Annotated in this window: 15 protein-coding genes; 10 read left to right on the plus strand and 5 right to left on the minus strand. The window is 71.4% G+C overall.

The window, feature by feature from the left end; genetic code table 11:
* Positions 1–370: transposase family protein (locus CLV40_RS34025; RefSeq protein WP_219824191.1), on the minus strand; the 370-nt coding region annotated here is incomplete at its 3' end.
* Positions 371–829: 459 nt separating this feature from the next.
* Between CLV40_RS34025 and CLV40_RS34030 the strand changes: the two genes are divergently transcribed.
* From CLV40_RS34030 to CLV40_RS34050, 5 genes are all read left to right on the plus strand, one after another.
* Complete coding sequence (locus CLV40_RS34030; protein WP_104483139.1) at positions 830–1,852, plus strand: Acg family FMN-binding oxidoreductase; 1,023 nt, start codon at positions 830–832, stop codon at positions 1,850–1,852.
* 109 nt (positions 1,853–1,961) lie between these two features.
* Complete coding sequence (locus CLV40_RS34035; RefSeq protein WP_104483140.1) at positions 1,962–2,600, plus strand: response regulator; 639 nt, start codon at positions 1,962–1,964, stop codon at positions 2,598–2,600.
* Between the two features lie 1,636 nt (positions 2,601–4,236).
* Positions 4,237–4,848 (plus strand): CBS domain-containing protein, encoded by a 612-nt coding sequence (locus tag CLV40_RS34040; RefSeq protein ID WP_104483141.1) that lies wholly within the window; start codon positions 4,237–4,239, stop codon positions 4,846–4,848.
* Complete coding sequence (locus tag CLV40_RS34045; protein WP_104483142.1) at positions 4,845–5,732, plus strand: universal stress protein; 888 nt, start codon at positions 4,845–4,847, stop codon at positions 5,730–5,732. The genes CLV40_RS34040 and CLV40_RS34045 overlap by 4 nt, the downstream gene beginning before the upstream one ends.
* A 107-nt stretch (positions 5,733–5,839) precedes the next feature.
* The gene (locus tag CLV40_RS34050; protein WP_104483143.1) at positions 5,840–7,540 is read left to right on the plus strand and encodes a sensor histidine kinase; all 1,701 of its coding nucleotides are present in this window, start codon (positions 5,840–5,842) and stop codon (positions 7,538–7,540) included.
* Between the two features lie 279 nt (positions 7,541–7,819).
* On the opposite strand, the gene CLV40_RS34055 is transcribed toward CLV40_RS34050, so the two are convergent.
* The gene (locus tag CLV40_RS34055) at positions 7,820–8,725 is read right to left on the minus strand and encodes a nitroreductase family protein (RefSeq protein ID WP_104483144.1); all 906 of its coding nucleotides are present in this window, start codon (positions 8,723–8,725) and stop codon (positions 7,820–7,822) included.
* Between the two features lie 159 nt (positions 8,726–8,884).
* Between CLV40_RS34055 and CLV40_RS34060 the strand changes: the two genes are divergently transcribed.
* Positions 8,885–9,517 (plus strand): M15 family metallopeptidase, encoded by a 633-nt coding sequence (locus CLV40_RS34060; protein WP_104483145.1) that lies wholly within the window; start codon positions 8,885–8,887, stop codon positions 9,515–9,517.
* Here the strand turns inward: CLV40_RS34060 and CLV40_RS34065 are convergent.
* On the minus strand, positions 9,514–9,789 hold the full coding sequence (locus CLV40_RS34065; protein ID WP_219824192.1) for a DUF6191 domain-containing protein: 276 nt from the start codon (positions 9,787–9,789) through the stop codon (positions 9,514–9,516). The two genes, CLV40_RS34060 and CLV40_RS34065, sit on opposite strands and share 4 nt — an antisense overlap.
* Positions 9,790–10,007: 218 nt before the next feature.
* Between CLV40_RS34065 and CLV40_RS34070 the strand changes: the two genes are divergently transcribed.
* Both CLV40_RS34070 and CLV40_RS34075 read left to right on the plus strand, forming a co-directional pair.
* Positions 10,008–11,192 carry an MFS transporter gene (locus CLV40_RS34070; protein WP_245931752.1) on the plus strand — a complete coding sequence of 395 codons (1,185 nt, stop codon included), beginning with the start codon at positions 10,008–10,010 and terminating at the stop codon, positions 11,190–11,192.
* A gap of 57 nt (positions 11,193–11,249) precedes the next feature.
* Complete coding sequence (locus CLV40_RS34075; RefSeq protein WP_104483148.1) at positions 11,250–11,960, plus strand: hypothetical protein; 711 nt, start codon at positions 11,250–11,252, stop codon at positions 11,958–11,960.
* Between the two features lie 195 nt (positions 11,961–12,155).
* On the opposite strand, the gene CLV40_RS34080 is transcribed toward CLV40_RS34075, so the two are convergent.
* Positions 12,156–13,808, minus strand: a complete 1,653-nt coding sequence (locus CLV40_RS34080) for an MFS transporter (protein ID WP_104483193.1) — start codon at positions 13,806–13,808, stop codon at positions 12,156–12,158.
* Between the two features lie 742 nt (positions 13,809–14,550).
* Here CLV40_RS34080 and CLV40_RS34085 point away from each other — a divergent pair.
* On the plus strand, positions 14,551–16,629 hold the full coding sequence (locus CLV40_RS34085; RefSeq protein ID WP_104483149.1) for a tetratricopeptide repeat protein: 2,079 nt from the start codon (positions 14,551–14,553) through the stop codon (positions 16,627–16,629).
* A 178-nt stretch (positions 16,630–16,807) separates the two neighbouring features.
* Here CLV40_RS34085 and CLV40_RS34090 read toward each other — a convergent pair whose 3' ends face one another.
* Positions 16,808–17,911, minus strand: coding sequence for a hypothetical protein (locus tag CLV40_RS34090; RefSeq protein ID WP_245931753.1), 1,104 nt, complete (start codon positions 17,909–17,911; stop codon positions 16,808–16,810).
* Positions 17,912–18,305: 394 nt separating this feature from the next.
* Here CLV40_RS34090 and CLV40_RS34095 point away from each other — a divergent pair, with 394 nt between their 5' ends.
* On the plus strand, positions 18,306–21,278 hold the full coding sequence (locus CLV40_RS34095; RefSeq protein ID WP_146108377.1) for an AfsR/SARP family transcriptional regulator: 2,973 nt from the start codon (positions 18,306–18,308) through the stop codon (positions 21,276–21,278).
* Positions 21,279–21,309 lie beyond the last annotated feature (31 nt).

The following is a 21,309-nucleotide window of genomic DNA, read 5'->3' on the forward strand; positions in this document are numbered from 1 at the left end:
GTCCGTCGAGAACCCGCGAGGCGTTCAGGCCGACGATGTCGTTACGGGATCCCGGCATAGGATCCGACACCCATCTCAGACGTCCGTCCGGCGTGCACACGACCTGGACGGTGAGCCCGGTCGTGCGGTGTGTCCCGGAGAACAACTCCGGGCGGGACGCCCATGACCAGCACGGCAGCAGTGTCCCGTCCACTATGGGGGAGTTGCGGTCGTCGAGATCGTCGGCCGCGGGAACGTACTGTTCGAGCACGCCGGCCAACAGTGGTGTCATCGCCGCGATCGCCCGACCGATCGTCGGCTGTGACACCTCGAACGCTTCCGCCAACTCCGCTTGAACCCGATTCTGCCGCAAGTACGCCAACGTGACCACTACGGAGCGATATAGACCCAGAACCGGCGGCCACCGGCGAATCGATTCGCTGGCGGCTTCGTGAATCAAAGCGCACAATTCCTCGACACGGCCTCGGGTGAGGCCGGTGGTATGATACATGAAGGCGGTCTGTTTTTGAGAGTGATGCGTGGTAACTGAATTCTCTCAAACGGGCCGCTACCTCTTACTTTCGGGTACTCACCCCGGGGTTGTGAATAAGCCTCTATTCGCGACGACGGGCAGGTAGAAGTGGCCCAGCCGGGCCTGTGGACAACGGGCTGAATCCGCCCGCCGACCGGGACGAACCGGGCGAGCGGGGCGGGCTCGGGCGCCGCGGCGGGCGCCAGCAGGCTCTTAGGTCCCTGCCGCTCGGGACCTCCCGCACTGTGGCCGACCGTCTCCCGGCGTCGACTCTGGATAGACGGGAGCGCCGGGATGGCGGGAGATGAGGGGAATGCGATGACTGTTCCGCGGATCGATGTGCCCACCCGGCCCGGCGCGCACGGATTTCCTGACCGCGAAACCGTGCACACCGCGCTGCGGTTGGCGTGTTGCGCGCCGTCGGTGCACAACACGCAGCCGTGGCGGTGGCGGGTGGGGCGCGCTGAGATCCGGCTGTACGCGGACCAGTCGCGGCGGTTGCCCGCGACCGACCCGGACGGGCGCGACCTGCTGCTGAGCTGCGGCGCGGCCCTGCACCACCTGGTCGTGGCGCTCGCGGCGTTCGGCTGGACCGCGCACGTGCGCAGGCTGCCCGACCCCGAACTGCCCGACCACCTGGCCACCGTCACCGTGTCCCCGTCCACCCCCACCAGGGACGACATCGTCCGCGCCGCCGCCGTGACCCGCAGGCGCAGCGACCGGCGCGCCTACGCGGCCTGGCCGGTCCGCGCCGAGCACCTGGACGAACTGGTCCTGGCCGCGGGCGGCAGCGGCGTCCTGGCCCGCCACCTGTCGGGTGACACCCGAACGGCGCTGACCCGCCTGATCGCCGAGGCCGACGCGCACCAGGACGCCGACGGCGACTACCGCACCGAACTGGCCGTGTGGACGGGCCGCCACGCCGGGTCCGACGACGGTGTCCCGGCAGCCAACACGGTCCGCGACACCCGCTACGGCGACCTCGTGACCAGGCGTTTCTCCGCACCGCTGCTCACCCAGCACGACCGCGCGACCGGTGGCGGGGCTGGCGAGCTGCTGGTCCTGGGCACCTCGTCCGACGACCGGGTGTCCCGGCTGCGCGCGGGCGAGGCGACCAGCGCGGTGCTGCTGGCCGCCACCACGCTGCGCCTGGCCACCTGCCCGTTGTCTCAGCCGGTCGAGATCCCCCGAACGCGTGACCTGCTCCGCGAACGCGTACTCGACGACGCGATGGTCCCCCAGCTGGTGCTGCGCGTCGGCTGGGCCGCTGCCCCCGCCCAGGCGTTACCCCGGACACCGCGCAGGCCGCTGTCGGAAACCGTCGAACCACCGACCCGCTGAAGGACCAAAGTCCCGGGCCCGTACGGCCAGCCGGCGCAGGCAGAGGTCCCGGGACAGGGCCTACAGTTGGGTGCGACGACAAACGCACTGCGCTGGAGGCGGGGGCACCATGACCATCCGGGTCTTCCTGGTCGACGACCACGAAATCGTCCGCCGAGGGGTGGCCGACCTGCTGGACGAACCGGACCTGGAGATCGTCGGCGAGGCGGCCTCGGTCGCGGAGGCCCTGGTCCGGGTACCCGCGGTGACACCGGACGTGGCGGTGCTGGACGTGCGGCTGCCGGACGGCACGGGCGTCGAGCTGTGCCGCGAGCTGCGGTCGGCGCTGCCCGACCTGCGCTGCCTGATGCTGACGTCCTTCGCCGACGACGAGGCCCTGTTCGAGGCCATCCTGGCGGGCGCGTCCGGGTTCGTGCTCAAGCAGGTCCTGGGCACCGACCTGGTGGCGGCCGTGCGGACCGTGGGCGCGGGCGGATCGCTGCTGGACCCGAAGACCACCTCCGCCCTACTCGACCGCATCCGCCGCGAACGCTCCCAGAGCGACCCCCTCGCCGAACTCACCGACCAAGAGCGCACGGTGTTCGACCTGATCGGCGAGGGCCTGACCAACCGCGAGATCGGCGAGCGGATGTTCCTGGCGGAGAAGACGGTGAAGAACTACGTCTCCCACCTGCTCGCCAAGCTGAAGATGCAACGCCGCACCCAAGCCGCCGTCCTCGCCGCCGAACTCCGCCGCGGCCAGAACTGACCGAGCCGCAACGGATTTCGGCATGGGGCCACCGCGACCGCGGTGGCCCCATGCCGTGTGCGCCTACCGGCTTGGGGTCGGAACGCGGCAACGTCCCGGGACCTGTGGATGCCCCTGGGGTATGTGGACAACGGCATCACGCAAGGTTGTAGGTCACCTGCGAATCTCGGCCACCGATGCCGGGCAGGCCGCGCCGACCGGACAACCGGATGACTCCGGTTGTCCACATGGTCCGTGCCTGTCCACAGGACTTCCGCGAACCCTCCCCGCCACCCCGTGGCCGATAGACTGGAGCAGGGCTGTCCCCCCAGAGGAGGGCGGGGCTTGACCTCAACTGGTCGATGCACCGGGTATGAGGTGATCTTCGTGGGTGAGTGATCGGAGATCATGTCGTGGTGTGTCGGGTGAGTTTGAGTGCCGAGGAGCGGGAGATGATCTCGCGGGAGTTGCGGGCGAGGCGGTCGTTCCGGTTTATCGGCCGGGTGTTGGGTCTTGATCTCAAGGGGGCCGCGCTCGATTCGGGGTGTGTGGATGGCCTCCCCCGAGTGAGGTCGTGGCCAGTGCGATCACCCGGATCAGCGCGGGCGGGAGTCACCCGCCTGGCAGCGAAAACTCTTCGCCCGGGCGGCATTGGGTGGACAACGTCGCGCCCGCCGGACTACGGACGCCACCAGGAGGCGCGCCAACGCGGGCCGCAGGTGTAATCACCTGGTCAGGCGTGGGCGGGAGTTCGGCGATGACGACCTGGCCGACAAGACCACCCACATCACCAACCGCGCGGGGGATCGGCCACCTGCATCCGCCCCGCCCTCGAACGCGCCATCGGACCCAGGACCAGTCACTCGGCCGTCCTGGAATGCGGCGGACCTGCGGGAATCGCCAAGCCGGGCGACGCGAACCCGCCGGGTCCATGCCTCCCGTATGGGCCTCAAGCTGGTCGAGGCATTCATGGCCGCCCTCGACGAACAGACCGCCGCGGTCCCGGGCACAGCCGCACACCGTCCTGCCACGACTGGCCGACGGTCTGAAAACCGTTCTCGCCCAACGCAGACAGACCGAAGACCAAGTTGAGGGACACTCGATACGCACCTCTCGCCGGGGTCCTGACCTCGGCCCCCGGCATCGGCGTCAGGACCCGCCACCCGCATCCTGCCGGAGATCGGCGACGCCCCCGGCTTCGCAGGCTCGGCGCACCTGACCGCCTCCGCAGGCATCGCACCGTCACGTGACCGTCCGACACCTCCAGCAGGGCGAACACCCGGCCCGCACCGGCACCCGCGAACTCATACGCGCGCTCTTCCTCGCCGCCCTCTCCGCACCCACCGAGGTCGGGGCCCGCGCTCGATTTCGGGCGTGCGGACGACTGCCCCCGAGTGAGTCACGGCAGGTGTGCGATCACCCGATCAGTGCGGACAGCGGTTCCGCGGCGAACTGTCGCCGTCCGGGGCGGACACCGGCGAGCGCAACGCGCCACCGGACCTGTGACCGTGTCCGGTCGCGGGTGTGATCACCCGATCAGGTGTGGGCGGGAGTCCTGGGTCGGGCGGCGAAGGTCCCGGTGCGGGCGGGACCTCGGACGGCGGCGCGGCGGTCTTCCCCCGGCCTAGCGTGGAGGCAACCCCAGTGAGGAGCGTTGATGCGAGCCAGAGAGATCATGTCGAGCCCGGTGGTGACCGTGCGCCCGGACACCCCGGTCAAGCGGGTGGCGCAGGTGTTCGCCGCCGAGGGGTTCACCGCGCTGCCGGTCGTCGACGCGGACGGGCGGTTGGCCGGGGTGGTCACCGAGGCCGACGTGCTGCGCGGCCGGTTCCCGGTCGACCCGCAGTTCCGCACCGCCGTCGACGAGTCCGCCGCCGCGCCACCTGAGCTGGTCGGCCAGGTGATGACCGCCCCCGCCGCCGCCGTGGCCGCCGGGACCGACGTCGCCGCCGTGGCCCGCGTGATGCTGCGCGACCGGCACCGCTGCCTGCCCGTCGTGGAGAGGGACAAGGTCGTCGGGGTCGTCACCCGCGGCGACCTGATCCGCGTGCTCGCCCGCTCCGACCACGACCTGGAGACCGACGTCCGCAGGCGGCTGGCCGTCTTCGGCGGGGCGACCCGCTGGACCGTCCGGGTCGTCGGGGGCGCCGCCGAGATCACCGACCGGTTCGACGACGCCGGTGACCGCCACATCGCCCGCGTCCTCGCCGAGGCCGTCCCCGGCGTGGTCCGCGCCGAGGTCCACGCCGTCCAAGAGGTCCGCGCATGAGCACCGAGTTGCCCGTCCTGGCCGCGGTCGACGGCTCGGAGTCGGCGCTGGACGCCGTGCGCTGGGCCGCCGCGGAGGCCGCCCGGCGGCGCACCTGGCTGCGCGTCGTGTCGGTGCACCCGTGGCCGATAGCGGGCTACCCGGACACGTTGGTCGACGGTCGGCAGCTGCTCGCCGGGCTGCGCGCGCAGACCAAGGACAACCTCAACCGGGCCGTCGACGCCGCCGCGGCCGAGGAGCCCGACCTGGAGATCCGGTCCGAGGCGCTGGAGGGCGACGTCGTGGCGCACCTGCGCGACGCCAGCAGGGGCGCCGTGGTCCTGGTGCTCGGTTCGCGGGGCCTGGGCGGCTTCTCCGGGATGCTGCTGGGTTCCACCGCCGTCGCGCTCGTCGCGCACGGGCACTGCCCGGTCGTCGTCGTGCGCGGCGACCACCCGTCGCTCGAGGGGCGCGTACTGGTCGGTGTGGACGGCAGCGACACCGACGACGCGGCGCTGGCGTTCGCCTTCGAGTACGCCAAGGCCTCCGGTTCGTCGGTCGCGGCCGTGCACGCGTGGAGCGACGTGGTGCTGGAGGCGGCCCGGGCCGCCGGCTACGCACAGCTGGACTGGGAGCCGCTGGCCCGCGGCGCCGCCGAGCTGCTGACGTCCCGACTGGACCCGTGGCGGGCGAAGTTCCCCGAGGTGGCCGTGGAACCGCTGGTGGCCAGGGCGCGGCCCGCCCGGCTGCTGCTCGACCAGGCGGTCGGCGCGGCGCTGGTCGTGGTCGGCTCGCGGGGTCGCGGCGGCGTCGCCGGGATGCTGCTCGGGTCGACCAGCCAGGCGCTCATCCGGCACGCGCCGTGCCCGGTCGCGGTCGTGCGGCCACGGGCCGAACAGCCGTAGTCCCCAGTAGGACGGCCGTGTGGTTCAGGTGAACCATCCGGTCGGCTGTTTGCCCGGCGAGGGCAGCCGTGAAACGCTCCTGCGGGCCAGACGATGCGGGAGTCGAGATGGAGCGACAGGACACCGAGCAGGCGACCAACAGCGCCGCGCCACTGCTGTCCGGCCTGCGGCTGGACGAACTGCTGCGCGAGCTGCACGAACGCCTCGGCGAACTCATGCACACCCGGGACAGCCTCCAGGGCCTGCTCGACGCCGTCATGGCGGTCGGCGCGGGCCTGGAGCTGGACTCGACCCTGCAACGGATCGTGCGCGCGGCCGTCGGGCTGGTCGACGCCCGCTACGGCGCGCTGGGCGTGCTCGGCGACGCGGGCGGGCTGTCCCGCTTCGTGTACGAGGGCATCGACTCGCGCACCCGCTCGCGGATGGGTCACCTACCGGAGGGGCGCGGTCTGCTGGGGCTGCTGATCGAGCACCCCGAGCCGATCCGGGTGCCGGACCTGACCAGGCACCCCGCGTCCGTCGGGTTCCCGGAGAACCACCCGCCGATGGGCAGTTTCCTCGGTGTGCCGGTGCGGGTGCGCGGTGAGATCTTCGGGAACCTGTACCTGACCGAGAAGCGCGGCAGCACCGAGTTCACCGCCGACGACGAGGCCGTGGTCAGCGCGCTGGCCGCGGCGGCGGGCGTGGCGATCGAGAACGCGCGGCTGTTCGAGCGCACCCGCGACCGCGAGCGGTGGCTGACGGCGGCGGGCGAGGTCAACACGCAACTGCTGGCGGGCGCGTCCCAGGGCGAGACGCTGGACCTGATCGCCCGGCGGGTGCTGGAGCTGGCCGGGGCGGACTGCACGCTGATCCTGCTGGTCGACGACGCCACCCGGGACCTGCTGCGGGTCGGCGCGGCCACCGGGACGGTCGGCGACCTGCTCGGCGACGAGGAGGTGGCGGCCTTCGCGCCGCTGATCGAGGCGGTGCTGGCGGAGGAGGAACCGCGCGAGGTCGCGGACCTGGCGGCCGAGTTGGGTACGCACGCGGGGTCGCTGGGGCCCGCGGTCGTGGTTCCGCTGCGGACGGCCGGGGGTGTGCTGCTGGCCGCGCGGGAGAAGGGGGCGCGGCCGTTCAGCGTGCACCAGACGCCGCTGCTGGCGTCGTTCGCCGGTCAGGCGGCGGTGGCCCTGGAACTGGCCGAGAAGCAGCGCGCGCAGCGGTTGCTGGACGTGCTGGCCGACCGGGACCGGATCGCGCAGGACCTGCACGACCACGTGATCCAGCGGCTGTACGCGACGGGCATGAGCCTGCAGGGCACCCTGCGCCGGATCGACGACCCGGCGGCCCGCGACCGCGTGCACCGGTCGGTGGAGCAGTTGGACCAGACGGTCCGCGAGATCCGCACGTCCATCTTCGACCTCCAGTCCACCAGCGAGGACGCCAACAGCCTGCGGCGCCGCCTGCTCGACGTGGTGGCGGAGGTCGGCGCGGGGACGGCGGTCTCCCCGGCGGTGTCGATGTCCGGCGCGATCGACACCCTGGTCCCCGCCGAGATCGGCGAGCACGCCGTAGCCGTCCTGCGCGAGGCGCTGAGCAACGCGGTGCGGCACGCGCGGGCGTCGGAGATCACGGTGACGGTCGGCGCGGCGGACTCGTTGACCGTCGAGGTGCGCGACAACGGGGTCGGCCTGGTGACGTCGACCGGCCGCCGCAGCGGCCTGGACAACATCGACCGCAGAGCCGCCGCCTGCCACGGCCGCTGCGAAATCACCTCCACGGACGGCGGCGGGACGGTGCTCCGGTGGCAGGTACCGCTGGGGTAGGCGCTACGCGCACACCCACGCCCACCGCCGCGCCTCGCGCTCGCAACACCCACCGCCAACACCCACCGCTGCCACCCGGGCAGCCCCCGCCCTATCCTCTGGGGGACGGCCCTGTTCCAGTCTATTCGGGGTGGAGCGGTGGGAACGGGAGTGCGGACGGGCTGTGGATGGTCGCCGAGGATGTGGATAACCGAGATCCGACGAAACTCCAGGTCAGGCCAAGGTTCGGCGACGCGCGAGTGGCGGGTGTGGAAGGAAAGCACCCGATCCGGGGATACCTCAGCCCAGCGGTGAGAAGCCGGTGACCGCGCGGCCGGGTTCGCTGCCCGCGCGGCGGGGGGCTGGGCCTGAGCCGTGGCCGAAGCCGATCCGCAGGACGGCGTGTGGGGTGGCGCCGGTGGTGGTGTGCAGGGCGGAGCGGGTTTGGGGTAGTTCGACGGGGCGCGGCAGCAACGACACCGCCAGGCCCGCGATGTCGGCTTCGAGCAGCACCCGTTGCAGGGCTTGGCCCGCTATGACCTGGTCGACGGTCGTGTCCGTGGGGGTGGTCAGCACGGCCAGCAGCGGTTCCGGGCCGCCGCCGATGGTGTCGAGGCCGTAGGTGCCCTCTTCGCGGGCTTGGCGGGCGCGCAGTTCGGCCCGGTACTCGTCGTCGCGGCTGCGGAGGAAGTCGGCGCGGCGGATGACGGCGGCTACGGTGGCCTGGTCGTCGGGGTCCTCGATCAGGTGCAGCCGCGCGCCTTCGAGGCGGGCGGCCTTGGCCAGGGCGGCCCTGGCGGGTTCGGGGACGGCGCGGCGCAGCACGGGCCAGCGGTTGCCGCCGCCGCGTTCCACGGCCAGCGCGAGGGAGCGCTCCTCCGCCGTCGTGCGGTGCCGGGGACCGACCCGCACCTCGGCCACCAGGTCCGGGTCGCGGCGGTCCGGCAGCACGGCCACCGACGACGACCACCCGGTCACGGCCAGCACGAGCCGCAGGGCGTAGACGGTCGCGCCGCAGGCCACCCGCGCGCCCTGGCCGTGCGGGTCGGCGACGCGCAGCACCCGGTCGGGGTCCAGCTTCACCCCCACCCGCCGCTCCAGCACCACGAACCGCCACGGTCGCGTGCCGTACGGGGACGACACCCGCCCCGCCGCGCGCACCGCCCGCGCGATCGCCGCGTCGACGGGAAATGGCTCACCCGGCATGGTTGCCTCCTCGCAGGCAACCCTGTTGGGTCGGCGATCACCGCGGTACCGGGCACCCGGCCCGGATCGTCGGGACCTTCTACCCCATTGCATTCCACAGTGGATAGTCACAATCCGCGGCCGGGTACGCTCAAGGACCCACCCGACCAAGGAGGCGTGATGCGGAAACCGGCCACGGCACTGCTGACGTCCGCTTTCCTGCTCGCGACCGCGGCACCCGCCGCGGCCACCGCACCGTACCTGGCTTTCATCTTCCCGGTCAGCAAGGAGCGGCTAGGCGCGAGCTGGCGCCCCGGCTGCCCGGTCCCGCCGGAAAATCTACGCCTGGTGACCCTCACGACCCGGGGATTCGACGGCCGGACCCACCGCGGGGAGTTGATCGTGGCGAAGGACGTCGCCGTCGAGGTGGTCCGGATCTTCGGCGACCTCTACCGGCACCGGTACCCCGTCGAACGCATGGAGACCGTGGAGAAGTACGACGCGGACGACGACAGGTCGATGGCCGCCAACAACACGTCCGCCTTCAACTGCCGCCCGATCACCGGGGGCACCGAGTGGTCGAACCACTCGTACGGCCGGGCGATCGACATCAACCCCGTGCGCAACCCGTACATCTCCGGCAGCGGCACCGTGTACCCGCCCAACGGCGCCCCGTACGTGGACCGCACCCGCACCGACCCCGGCCTCATCCACGCGGACGACCACACGGTCCGCGCGTTCGAGGGCCGCGACTGGGACTGGGGTGGCTACTGGACCTCACCCATCGACTACCAGCACTTCGAGAAGCCCTAGTCCCGCTCGGGCAGCACCACCCGCACGCCGAACCCGTCGAGGTCGACCGAACCGCGCGGCGGCGCGCCGTCGTCCTCGTCGTCGCGGAGCACGAGCGACATCTTGCGGTACTCCATCTCCTCGCGCTTCCCGCCGGAGAACACCGCGCCCAGTTCGTCGAACCCCGCGGCCGCCACCGGCGTCCCCTTGCCGCGCCGCCACGGCAGCCGGGTACCGGCCGATTCGACCGCGGCCAGCACCACCAGCAGCACGACGAGTCCAGGCAGACTCACAGCCCACAACCAGCCCACGTCCGGGGAACGCGCGGCCGCGACCCGCGGTTCCCAAAATGACCCCTTTCTGTCCACCTCCCTGAGGTCGCGCCGCGCGCCCGCCCGGCCGACACTGGAGAACCGGGTGAGCGGGTACCGCGGTGTTCTGGGGGTACACCGCGGCCCCCGTTCCCCGCGATCCGCACCCCGACGGATTGTGGATGTGTCATCCTCCGCCGGTGAGCTACTGGCGGTTGTGGACCTCGTCGGCGCTGTCGAACCTCGCCGACGGCGTGTTCAAGGTGGCGCTGCCACTGGTCGCGATCGACTACACGCGGTCCCCGGTGCTGGTCGCGGGGGTCAGCTTCGCCGCCGCGCTGCCGTGGCTGCTGTGCGCGCTGCCCGCGGGCGCGCTGGCCGACCGGCTGGACCGCAGGCACGCCATGCTCGCGGCCAACGCGGCGCGCGCGGCCCTGCTCGCGGCGCTGGCCTTCGGCGCGGGGTCGATCTGGGTGCTCTACGCCATCGCGTTCTGCGTCGGGGTCGCCGAGACCCTGTACGACACGTCCGCGCAGTCGATCGTCCCGCAGGTCGTGCCGCGCGCGGACCTGTCCCGGGCGAACGCCCGGCTGTACGCGGTGGAGATGACCGCCAACGAGTTCGTCGGCCCGCCGCTGGGCGGTCTGCTCGCGGGCGCGGGCACCCTCGTCGCCTTCGCCACCCCGGCCGGGCTGTGGGTGGCGGCGATCGGCGCCCTCCTGCTGCTGCGCGGCGACTACCGACCGGCGCGCACCCACCGCGCCACCATGCGCGCGGACATCGTCGAGGGCCTGCGGTTCCTGTGGCACCGCAACCTGTTGCGCACCTTCGCGATCGCGGTGGGGGTGAGCAACTTCGCGAGCAACGCCCGGATGGCCGTCCTGGTCCTGTACGCGGTGGGGGCCATGGGGTTGACGGAGACGGAATACGGCATCCTGCTGACCACCTCCGCCGCGGGCAGCCTGGTGGGTTCCTTCGCCGCGCCCGCGATCGAGCGAGCGCTGGGCCGCTCCAGGTCCATCCTGGCCGCGTTCCTGGTCATCGCCCTCTCGATAGCCGCCCCCACCCTGACCCCCAACCCCTGGCTGGTCGGCGCCGGGTTCTTCATCGGCGGCGTGGGCATCATGCTGTCCAACGTCATCCTGGTCTCCCTCCGCCAACGCATCACCCCGGACCACATCCTCGGCCGCGTCAACAGCGCTTACCGCCTGGTCGCCTGGGGCACCATCCCCCTCGGCGCGGCCACCGGCGGCCTCCTCGCCCAGTGGCTGGGCCTGCGCCCGGTCTTCGCCATCGCGGGCGCGCTGACCCTGCTGCTGCTCATCCCCATCAGCCGCTTCACCGACCCCGTCCTCGACGCGGCAGAACGCGACGCGGGGGCATAACGGAGTCTCCGCCCGGCAACCGTCCACCCGCGCCGTTCCCGAGGTGATCTTCGCCGTGTGGGCGGCGACGAAGGCGGCATCGTCACCGAGCAGTGGCGCGACTACCTGCGGGCGGCGATCGACCAGGGGCCTGCGGCGTGGGGCGAACGCGACGCACGGGCTGACCGGGGGCCGGCTGCGGCGGCTGCCCCGGTCAGAGGGGTGGTGACCAGCCCGACCTTCGACGTTCGCGGCCGGGCGAACGGCTGCGTCCTGGTCACCGGACCACTCAAGGCCACGGACCTCGACGACCTCGCCCGCGCCGACCCACCCGAACGGCGGCTCGCCGGGTTCCTCTTCCGCTTCGGCCGCACCGACGCACCCGAACCCGTGCCGGTCCAGCCCGCGCCCGCGCGGGGAATCCGCCAGGCGAGCGGTTCGATCCTGGCCTCTGCCCAAGACTTCGCCGCCCTCCCGGCGCGCGAACGGCTCGCCGCCCTCACCTGGCCGCACACCACCGAGACGCGGCTCCTGCGCACGATCTTCCGCATCCGCCACGAGGCCCGGGCGTCGACCGCGAGCCCGACACCGCACGGCGGCTCGTCCGGCTGGGCGTCGTCGTCGTCGAGTTGGCCTGCGCCTTCGACCTCCTGCGCGAGCACGGCCGCACCTCCCGCGGTGCGCGGGACCTCGTGCTCGAACCGCACTTCGACCCGTCGAACCCCGATCTGGCCCGGACTATCGATCGCGTCCTCGCCGAGGAGGAGGTCTTCGGCCTGGTGCGGTTGATCGCGGCCGACCACGACACCGTCTTCGCCCGCGAGTTCGCCGCCGTGTTCCTCGACGGCGCCCGGTTCACCGCCGAGACCGCCACTGGACGCGCGGGACTGGGTGGCAGCGCACTCGGTCACCACGGCGCCCGGGTACTACGAGATCCGCGACACCGACGCCGCCGCCACCCACCTCATCGGCGCGTCCGCGTAGTCAGACCCGCTCCCCCGCCGCAGCAGCGAGTTCGGCGCCGACGGACTCGTGGTCGGTGGGCAGCTTCTTCGGTACGCACAACCACGACGCCACCGCTCCCAACACGCACAGCACGATCGCGAAGCCGAAGGCGATGGCGAGGCCGTCGGCGAAGGGGCCGGAGATGAGGCTGGGGAAGAAGCCCCGGCCCGTCAGGTACGCGGCCTGCTCGTGCGGCAACGTCGTGAGTTGGTCGCCCAGCAGTTGCTGAATCGGGTTGTAGCCGAGGAATGCCGCGAACAGCACCGCCACCGCGGGCAACCCGGCGATCTGTTCCGCCGACCCCGCCGACACCCCGTGCGCCTCCAGCCCCGTGCGCAGCGCCCCCGGCAGCGAGGTGGCGAGGCCCGCGATGATCAGGCTGAAGAAGAAGCCGATCGACAGGACCATCGCGGTGTTCTGGAAGGTGGTCATCATGCCCGAGCCGGATCCCCTGGCGTGCGGGGGCAGGCTGTTCATCACCTCCGCGCGGTTCGGCGAGGAGAACATCCCCATGCCGATCCCGTTGAGCACCAACACCGCCGCGAACGCCCAGTACGGGAAGTCCACCGGCAGCGCGATCAGCAGCCCGAACGACAGCGCGGTCACCAGCAACCCGCCGGACGCCAGGCGCCTGCTGCCGATGCGGTCGGAGAGGATGCCCGCGGTCGGGGCGGACACCAGAAAGCCGACCGTCATGGGGAGCATGTAGATGCCCGCCCACAGCGGTGTCTGCTCGTAGCCGTACCCGTGCTGCGGCAGCCAGATCCCCTGCAGCCACACGATCAGGATGAACTGCAGCCCGCCGCGGCCGAGGGACGCGGCGAAGTTGGCGGCGTTGCCCCAGGTGAACGACCGCAGGCGGAACAGCGACAGGTCGAACAGCGGGTTGTCCACGCGCCGCTCGACGACGACGAAGGCGACCAGGACGAGGGCGCCGCCGATGAGGCACGACAGCACCAGCGGGCTCCCCCAGCCGGTCTGCGCGTCCCCGTACGGCTGGATGCCGTAGGTGATGCCGACCAGCACCGACACCAGCCCGACCGCGAACGTCAGGTTGCCCCACCAGTCCATCCGCGCGTGGTGGCGCACGCCGGTGTCGCGCAGCTTCAGGTACGCCCAGATGGTGCCGCCGACGCCGAAGGGCACCGACACGAGGAACACCAGGTTCCAGTTGACCGGCGCGAGCACGCCGCCGACGACCAGGCCGAGGAACGAACCGGCGATCGCCGCGACGCCGTTGACGCCCAGGGCCATGCCGCGCTGGTTGGCGGGGAAGGCGTCGGTCAGGATCGCCGACGAGTTGGCCATCAGGAACGCGCCGCCGACACCCTGCACGACCCGCCACCCGATGAGCCACAGCGCGGCGGCGTCACCCTTGAACCAGGTGACGGCCAGCAGCACCGACGACACGGTGAACACCGCGAACCCCAGGTTGTACATGCGGGCCCGGCCGTACATGTCGCCCAGCCGCCCGAAGCTCACCACCAGCACGGCGGTGACCACCAGGAACCCCATGATCATCCACAGCAGGTAGCCGGTGTTCGCGGGCTCCAGCGGGTTGATGCCGATCCCCTTGAAGATGTCGGGCAGGGCGATGAGCACGATCGACGAGTTGATCGTCGCGATCAGCATCCCCAGCGTGGTGTTCGACAACGCGACCCACTTGTAGCGCGGCCCCGGTTCCGTCCTGCTGTCCACCTCTGGACTCCAATCACTTAGCTAGGCTAAGCAGTTGGTTGCCACAGAGCAAGGGTGACCACGGGCACCCCGGACGCGGGACCGGACATACCGCCCCAACCTCCCCGGTGGACACTCCACAAGAACCGGAGCCCCCCGGAAATCACAGCTCACGGGCGTTTTCGCGCAACAAAAAAGCCAGCCCCCCGGCTGGCGATCCACTGGTCGAACCACGAGCAGTTGTATTTATGGAGCAAGCGAAGAATGACGAGCACCGGCCTGGTCGTTTCGTGACCTCCGCGACGACCAGGCCGGTCCTCGCAGGTCACGAGACCGACATCCTACGATCCGCTTGCGCCAACCATCGTCAACCACGACCGCTCCTCCATGCCTACTCCACACCCCATTTCAACCACGACCACTCGCCTCCATACCTTCCCCCCGCTCGACCTGATTCAGGTCGAGCACGTACCGATCATATCCCGATCGGCCACTTGAGGGGAAGTTCACCATCGGGTACAAGCACTGGAAAATTCCGGACAAATGCTGGACAACCGAAGCGTTGGTCCGGACCAGTGCGGCGCGCCCGCGAAGCGCCTGCCTGCGACAACCGGGTGGAATCCGGGCCCGGTGTATATGCCGGGGCCCCGGAAAGCGACTAGGAACGGGGGTAGCCGACACGAGCGGGGGTGGCCGTGTGGACGACCGTGGATCCGCGGTGCACAACGCGGTCCCCGGCCAGGTGTCCGGGCAGGTGGTGCAGGCGGGCACCGTCGGCGCGATCAACTTCCACGCCGAGCAGGCCGACCTCGGCATCCCGTACCAGCTGCCGCCGGTGCCCGCGGTCTTCGCGGGCCGCGAGGCCGAGCTGGTCGAGCTCGACGCGCTGACCGCAGGCGGGACCGCGCTGGTCGTGCTGACCGGAATGGGCGGGGTCGGCAAGTCCACGCTCGCCGCGGGCTGGGCGCGCTCGGCGCGCGACCGGTTCCCCGACGGCCAGCTGGTCGCCGAGCTGACCGACGCGACCGGCGGCCCGGTGTCGGCCGCCGACGCGCAGGAGTGGTTCCTGCTGTCGCTGTCGGTGCCCGCCGAGAAGATCCCCGTCGAGCCCGCCCGCCGCGCCGCCCTGTTCCGCTCGGTGACCGCGGGCCTGCGGCTGCTGATCCTGCTGGACAACGCGCTCAGCGCCACCCAGGTCCGCGCGCTGCTGCCCACCGGCGCGGGCTCGGTGGTCCTGGTGACCAGCCGGTCGCGGCTCTCGGGCCTGGCCCTCGACGGCGCGCGCTGGTTGCCGGTCGAACCGCTGCCACCGGACGGGGCGCTGCGGCTGCTGGGTTCCGTGCTCGGCGTCGACCGGGTCTCCTCCGAGCCGGAAGCGGCCGAGGAGCTGACCCGGCTGTGCGGCGGGCTGCCGCTGGCACTGGCGGTGGTCGGCGCCCGCCTGGCCGCGCGCGGTCGTCGGACCCTGTCGCGGGAGGTGCGGGAGCTGCGCGACGAGCGGGTCCGCTTGCGCGGGCTGGAGCTGGACGCGGAGACCTCCGTCGCCGTGGTGCTCGACCACGCCCGCGACGAGTTGGACGGCGACGCGGTCGAGGTCTACCGGTGCTGCGCCTGGCACCCGGGCCGGGAGTTCACCGTACCCGCCGTCGCGGGCGCGCTGGGGTGGCAACCCGACCGGGTCGCCGACGCGCTGGACGACCTGGTGGAGGCCAACATGGTCGCGGAGCCGACCGAAGAGCGCTTCGCCCTGCACGACCTGATCCGCCTGCACGCCAGGCACACCGCGGCGGCCGACCGCGAGGAGCGGGGCATGGTCGAGTGGTACCTGGGCCGCGCGGTGGCCGCCGACCTGGTGATCCACCCCCTGCGCGAACACCTGGGACCGGGCTACCTGCGACCGGGCGACCCCTTCCCCGACCGCGCGTCGGCGATGGCCTGGATGGGTGCCGAACGCGACAACCTGCGCGCCGCGGTCAACACCGCCGCCCGCCACCACTGGGACGAGCTGGTGTGGCAGCTGTGCGAGGCGCAGTGGGGCCACTTCCTGCACACCCGCCGCTACGGCGAGTGGATCGACATGCAGCTCAAGGGAATCGCCGCCGCACACCGCCTCGGCGAACGCCTCGCCGAGGCCAGACTGCACACCCAGGCCGGTTTCGCCTACGCCAAGACGGGTTCCTACGCGGAGGCGGAGGCGCACAGCCACGCGGTGGTGCGCCTGGCCGAGGCGACGGGCGACGGTCCGACGGAGGCGACCGCGCTGTCCCAGCTGGGGCGGATCGCCCGGGAGACCGGGGATCTCGACGCGGCGGTCGGGTACTTCGAGCGCGCGCGGGCCGTGCACGAGCGGTTGGGGCGGGTCCGGGGCGTCGCACTGGCCCGCAGGCGCCTCGGCGAGTTGCACTCCCGGCTCGACCGGCCGGAGCGGGCCGTCGAGGAGCTGACCGCGGCGGCCGCGGCCATGGCCGAACTCGGCGACCAGGCGCAGTACGCGAAGGCGATGACACTGCTGGCCACCGTCCATTTGGGAGCAGGTGACACCGAGGAAGCCCGCCGCATCCTGGCGGAGTGCCTGACCTCGATCCAGGAACTCGAATCCCCGCAGTACGAAGCGGAGATCCTCGTCCACCACGGCGACGTGGCAGCGGCGGCGGAGGATCCGACCACCGCCGCCGCTTCCTGGGCACGCGCCGCGCACCTCTACGAACAGCTCCAAGACCCGCGAGTCGACGAGGTGCGCGCACGGCTCACTCGAATGCCCAAATCAGACACATAAGCCGCGACGGCCTGGCGGATCGCGTCCTCGCCCGCGCCGACCAGGACATCGGCGATGCCGCGCCATTCGGCCGCGGCCCAGGTGCGGACGACCAAGGCGTCACCCACACCCAGGGCCGATGTGGACCACCGGGCGATGTGCACCCCTTCCGCGAGGCGGGTCAACGTGATCACGGTCATCACGACACCCTGGGGGACAACGGGATCGGCGTGGCCGCGGGCCAAGCGGGCTCCGGCAGGTCGAGCAACCGGTAGAGCACCTTGCGGAACCGCGCGTGCGCTCCACCGGGCACACCGGAAACCGTGCGCACCACACGGGAGGCGGCCACCGGCGGCACGTGCGCGAGCTGGTCGCGCAGGGACCGGTCGAGGTCGAGCAGCGGCACCGCGCGGCGCAGCGCGGCGGCCGGGCTTTCGGGCCGCAGGTGCCCCTCGGGCCAGGTGGCCAGGCACACCCGCTTGCCGAGCGCGGCGGCGTAGGTCGTGGTCGAGCCGTGGTCGCCAACCACCGCGTCGGCGGCGACGGTGGCGGCTTGCCAGCCGCGCTCCGGGGGTACGACCAGCAGCCCGCCTGCGACCGCCCCGGCCAACCAGGAACGGATCTGCCATTCGCCGTGCACCGCCCAGATGTTGGGATGCAATACGGTGGCCACCTTTGTCCCGGTACCGGAAAGCTCGGCGAGCAAACGATCGTAGAGGGTCGGACACCGCCCGAACAGCGAATTGGGCGACCAGGTCGAACTGACCAACACCAACTCTTCCCCGGACTCGACACCGAGCGCCGAGCGATATCGGTCGCGGAACTCCACACCGGCGCGCAGGCTGTCGAAACACACATCTCCTGACAAAAACGAGACACCCACAGCCTCTGGGCATCTACGCCGCAACAATCCCATCTCGGCCACTGTGGGAATGGCCAACGCGGCAGGCAGCAAACGGCCGCGATAGGTCAGCAACTCCCGGTCGACCCCGGTCGTCTCCCGACTCACCTGCCCACCCTTCCTGCTGTGCCGACGCGACTTGACCGCCCCGACGCCGTGCGGGAGCAGGAGCAGCTTCCCGTGCACCTGCGCGATCCCCCGGTGGCTGGCGCCGAGCACCGCGTCCCACTCGTGCCGCACCGCTTGCCCCCACGGCACGACCAGTCCCCCGAGCCCCGCGACGAACCGGTCCACCCCGTGCCACGTGGTGTCGTCCTCGCGCGGGACGGTGAACACGACCTGCACGCGGTGGTCGCCGTCGAGCACCGGGAGCAGGTCGAGCAACCGGTTCCCGGCGGTCATCGTCGGGACCATCACCAACACCCGGCGGGCGCCGCACCGGGTAATCCGCCGCTCGGCCCCCAAACCCATCGGGCCGCGAATCCAACTCTGCGTTGCCATTGTCGCCTCCGCACTTTGTTATGCCGCAGACCGGCGCTAACCAGCGTCCTGAGCCGAACTCTCGTTTCCTGCACCACACCTGCGTCAAAAGGCTGACAACGCGGAACCAACGGCGTAGGCCGAACGTGGGAAGCGCGCTCGAACCACCCGGATTTCGTTCGTCCAAGCGGCTGACTTTCACTTGCCTTTCAGTGTGTGCGCCAAGACACAGTCACTACACTTCCTCCCGGCGCCCAGCGCATTTCGCTGCTCCAAACCAACGGTGTCCGGGGGGACCGGTCGAGAGGTGAAGCTGGTGGAAGCGGCATTCGGCATCCTCGGCCCCACCGCCCTACGCCTGGACGGAGTCCTCGAGGCGAGGTGGAGCTACCCCAAACCCCGGGCGCTGCTGACCACGATGCTGCTGCACCCCAACCGCAAGGTGCCCGTGGCCACCCTGCTGGACTGGATCTGGGGCGACGACGACCGCCCCCGCAAACCGGACGGTGCCCTGCACAAGTACGCCACCCAGATCCGCACCCGCCTCGAACGGCTGCCGATCCACGCCCACTTGCAGGCCAAGTCAGGCGCGTACCTGCTGGACACCACGCGGGGGGCAATCGACTACTTCCAGTTCCGCGACCTGTCGACCGCCGCTCAACGATCCCGCGAAAGCGATCCAGCCGAGGCCATCCGCCTCGCCGAGGCCGCGCTGGCCCTGGTCCGCGGCAGGCCCTTGGAGGACCTGCACTCCCGCAAAGCCGACGCCTGGCGCACAGCCTTCGAGCGCAACGAACTCACCCCGACCCACGCGGCTCGGCTCGGCGCCTTGGTCGAACTCGGTCGGGCGGGCGAGACCCTCCCCCTCCTCGACGACCTCCAGTCCGACAGTCCGGACAACCTGACCTTCCACAAACTCCGCCTCACCGCCCTACAAGCCCTCAACCGGAACGAGGAGGCCGCTGAGTACTACCTCGACCTCCACCGCGCGCTCCGGCAGGCGGGTGAGCACCAAGCAGCCGACCACCTGCGGCAGCACCAGAACAGCCTCATCGCGAAGGAAAGCGGTACCGCCGCTGTCGCGTACGGAGCGACCGGTTTCCCGATCCGGCAGCTCCGGCACGGCATCCGCGACTTCATCGGCCGCGCACAGGAGCTGGCGGCACTCGATGCCGCCGCCTTCGACCACGACGGCAACCCGATACCCGGCGTGGTCGTGCTGGAAGGTATGGGCGGCGTGGGGAAGACAACCCTGGCGGTCCACTGGGGACGCCGATGGCGCGCGCGGTTCCCGGACGGTGACCTGTTCGTCGACCTCAACGGCTTCGCCGCGGACTCGGAGCCCGCACTGACCCACGCGTCCGTTGTGGACGAACTCCTCGCGGGTCTCGGCGAGGAGCCGGTCCTCTCGGCCACACCGCGTTCCCGCGAGGTGGCCCTGCGGCGAACGCTCGCGAACCGCCGCACATTGGTGGTACTCGACAACGCACGCAACTCCGAACACGTCCAGCGACTGCTGCCCCTGCTGGCGGACGGCTTGGTCGTGGTGACCAGCAGGCAGACGTTGACCACGCTGTGCGCCTCTTACGGCGCCAAGAGGATCACCATCAACCCGATGTCCACGGCGGAGTGTTCGCGACTGTTGGCAGTGCACCTCGGCAGCGAGACACGGATGTACGGCGACCTGTGCGAGGAGCTTGTGCGCTTCTGTGGCGGCCTGCCCCTGGTCCTCACCGTTGCCGCGCACCACATCGCAGACTACCGCCATCTGCGCTCCAGCACACAACGCGATCCCGCGCGGATCCTGCTCGAACTCGGACTCACCGCCGACGGCGACCTCTCGCCCCAGACCGCCTTCTCCGCGACCTGCCGCAGGTTGCCACAAGGTCCACAACGACTGTTCCGCTTGCTCGGCTTGCACCCCGGACGCGAGTTCGCGATCGCCGCGGCGGCGTCCTGTTCCGGTCGCCCCGAGGTCGAAACCCGCGACCACCTCTCCGCTCTGGTCGGCGCCCACCTGCTCGAACGCACCGAAGCACCCGACCGCTACCGCCTGCACGACCTGCTCAAGGAATGCGCCCACACCCTCGCGCACACCGATGAGTCCCCGCCCGACCGCCGAGCCGCTGAACGTCGCGTGCTCAGCTTCTACCTGACCTCCGCCACCGCCGCCCACGAAACCCTGTACCCCGACCACGCGACGGGACCGCCGCTGGACCCGGCACCACAGATCTCCCCCGTGGGGTTCACCGAACCGCACACCGCCCGGGCATGGTTCCGCGACGAGCACACGAACCTGACGTCGGCCATCGCCCTCGCGGTCAAAACGGCCAACCACGACTACGCCTGGCGACTGCCCCACGCGGTGCGCACGTACCTCGAGCGACACGGCTACAGCGAGGACGCCAGGGCCGCCCTCGAGACAGCGGTCGCCGCGGCACGTGCGGGTGGGGACCACGAGGCGGAGGCGTCGTCGGCCAATGACCTGGGCCTGACCTACATGGCCCGTGGGCAGTTCACCGACGCGCGTCACTGCCTGCACCGTGCGCTCGAGTACGCGGACCGAGCGGAAGATCACCGCGCCCGCGGTGTGATCCACTTCCAGTTGGGCCGGTTGGCACTGTTGCTCGGCTCGCCCGCAGAGGCTGTCCCCCTCCTGCGGCGGAGCCTGGACCTCGCTCGTGCGAGCGGCAACACCGAGGCCAAGCGCTGGACGCACCAACAACTCGGCGTGGCGCTGTGCGCGACGGGGAGGTTGGACGAAGCGCTGCTCCACCTCCGCGAGGCGCAGCACCACGCCTTGGAGGCACGGGACGAATCGGCCCAGGCGCGGGTTCTCGCGGGTATCGGCGCGGTCTGGGCCGTTCGAGGCGAGCACAACGACGCGGTCGCCTACACCACCACCGCGCTGCGGACCGCCGAATCGGCCCACGACGCACCCGCGATCGTGGAGATCCGGCTGGCCCTGTCCGAGGTCGAGCGCGCGCGGGGCGCGGCGCGCCACGCGGAACAGCACGCGCGGCAGGCCATCGCGCTGGCGGGACAGATCCGGCACGCCCCCTTGCTCGCGCGGTGTCTCGAGGCCCTCGGGGACGCTGTCGCCGACCTGGACAGACCGAATGAGGCGAGAACGGCCTGGTCGGAGGCGTCCGCGCTGTACAAGTCCATGAGCGATCCGGCGCGGCGGCAGGCCGTTAACACCAAACTCTCGACGCTACCCTCCGAACTCAATACCACCACAAGAGGGACGCCGATCGAGTGGCCGGAGCGCACTCAACCACTGAAGTGATGCCGCCAATCCCGCGACAATCCGCCACACA

This window comes from Actinokineospora auranticolor (assembly GCF_002934265.1).
Taxonomy (GTDB): domain Bacteria; phylum Actinomycetota; class Actinomycetes; order Mycobacteriales; family Pseudonocardiaceae; genus Actinokineospora; species Actinokineospora auranticolor.

Bases quoted from the DNA above. Each gene is read 5' to 3' on its own strand.
- CLV40_RS34030 (WP_104483139.1), top strand. From the start codon at position 830: ATGACTGTTCCGCGGATCGATGTGCCCACCCGGCCCGGCGCGCACGGA.
- CLV40_RS34035 (WP_104483140.1), top strand. From the start codon at position 1,962: ATGACCATCCGGGTCTTCCTGGTCGACGACCACGAAATCGTCCGCCGA.
- CLV40_RS34040 (WP_104483141.1), top strand. From the start codon at position 4,237: ATGCGAGCCAGAGAGATCATGTCGAGCCCGGTGGTGACCGTGCGCCCG.
- CLV40_RS34045 (WP_104483142.1), top strand. From the start codon at position 4,845: ATGAGCACCGAGTTGCCCGTCCTGGCCGCGGTCGACGGCTCGGAGTCG.
- CLV40_RS34050 (WP_104483143.1), top strand. From the start codon at position 5,840: ATGGAGCGACAGGACACCGAGCAGGCGACCAACAGCGCCGCGCCACTG.
- CLV40_RS34055 (WP_104483144.1), bottom strand. From the start codon at position 8,725: ATGCCGGGTGAGCCATTTCCCGTCGACGCGGCGATCGCGCGGGCGGTG.
- CLV40_RS34060 (WP_104483145.1), top strand. From the start codon at position 8,885: ATGCGGAAACCGGCCACGGCACTGCTGACGTCCGCTTTCCTGCTCGCG.
- CLV40_RS34080 (WP_104483193.1), bottom strand. From the start codon at position 13,808: ATGCTGATCGCGACGATCAACTCGTCGATCGTGCTCATCGCCCTGCCC.
- CLV40_RS34090 (WP_245931753.1), bottom strand. From the start codon at position 17,911: ATGACCGCCGGGAACCGGTTGCTCGACCTGCTCCCGGTGCTCGACGGC.